General features: G+C 71.0%; 1 protein-coding gene and 2 pseudogenes. All 3 read right to left on the bottom strand.

Translation table 11 applies throughout. The features are described 5' to 3' along the window. Positions 1-347: pseudogene (locus QK444_RS36340) on the bottom strand (hypothetical protein); the annotation flags it as partial. Between the two features lie 189 nt (positions 348-536). Beyond that, positions 537-968, bottom strand: a complete 432-nt coding sequence (locus QK444_RS36345; RefSeq protein WP_282786662.1) for a ferritin-like domain-containing protein — start codon at positions 966-968, stop codon at positions 537-539. Beyond that, positions 965-1,233, bottom strand: a pseudogene (locus QK444_RS36350) (hypothetical protein); the annotation flags it as partial. The gene QK444_RS36345 and the pseudogene QK444_RS36350, both read right to left, overlap by 4 nt.

A 1,233-nucleotide genomic window follows, 5' to 3' on the forward strand; every position in this document is an offset into this window, starting at 1 on the left:
CGCGGCGGACCCGCCGCCGTGCCTGATTCGTCACCCGCCGTGCCGGTTTCGTTGGTCGCCGCACCGGTTTCGCTCACCGCCGCGCCCGCCGCGCCGATATCCGTGACCACCTGCTCCGTGGTATCTCCCCGATGCCCCGGATCCAGCTCGCGCCGCACGATCCGCTCGACCAGGATCGGTACGAACTCGCGAATCTTGCGCCCCTCGAACCGCTTTCTCGCCTCCCCCACCGCGGACTCGACGCGCTCCACCGAATGCGCCCGCCCGTACGCATCCACCAGCCGCTCCCGCACCTGCGCCAGCGCCTTCTCCTCGCGGGCAGTATCTCGGGGGGTTTCGACCGTCACCGGCTATCTCCTCAGCCTCGCACCAGATCATCCGCGCGCCAGCCGGATCACCCACCGACACGTCCCGAAGCTGTCTACCCGTTCCGGTGAAACATCCAGCAACACACAGGTGTTCACCGCCTGAACACGGCGCGAGCTTCGTTCGGAATTCCACCGAGTGATCCTGATGCCCGGCCAGGAGCCGAACGCCTACTGACCCGGGAAGGCGACGGTGGCCGGATCGGTGCCCAGAATCGACTGCCAGGTCGCCAGTCGCATCGCCGTCTCGGTGAGCGCTTCGATACCGGTGCGGCGAAGGTCGGGGGTGGCGGCGCGTTCCACCACCGACCGCCAGGCCGCGGCGGCATCGGATTCGACGGCCACGGCGAGATTCGCTGCCGGAATCGGATCGTCGACCGGGAAGGGGGCGGTGTAGGCGGCATCCGGGGCGGGGACCGGCGCGCCGAGCGACTTCAACAGGTCGGCGGTGGCGTCGCGGCGGGCGCGGTGTGCGGCGGTGAACTCCGAAACCACTTGGAGCCGTTCCGGATTGGCGTAGGCGGCGATGACGCCGTAGGCGTAGACGGCCGCGTATTCGGCGCTCAACGCGGCGGTGAGCGCCTGCTGGTCGGCGGTGGTCATGCGAGCAGGACCCCCGCGTGGGTGGCGCAGGCGGCACTGATGGAAGCGAGCAGGGCGGCGCGGTACCCGGACAGGGCGGCCGCCAACTCGGCCGCGGAGCGCTGCGAATCGGTGAGGGCGGTGCGCAGTTCGGTCAGCGCGGGCGGCGTCGCCGGGGCGGTGGGGGTGACCGGCGGCGTGCGGTGCGCGGGCGTGGTGCCGTCCCCGTAAACGCCGATGACACGGTCGATCTCGGTGCGCAGCGCATCGGCGTGCGCGGTGCGCT

Source organism: Nocardia sp. CC201C (genome assembly GCF_030010695.1).
Taxonomy (GTDB): Bacteria; Actinomycetota; Actinomycetes; order Mycobacteriales; family Mycobacteriaceae; genus Nocardia; species Nocardia otitidiscaviarum.

Coding starts and splice junctions, on each gene's coding strand:
- QK444_RS36345 (WP_282786662.1), bottom strand. CDS start 968: ATGACCACCGCCGACCAGCAGGCGCTCACCGCCGCGTTGAGCGCCGAA.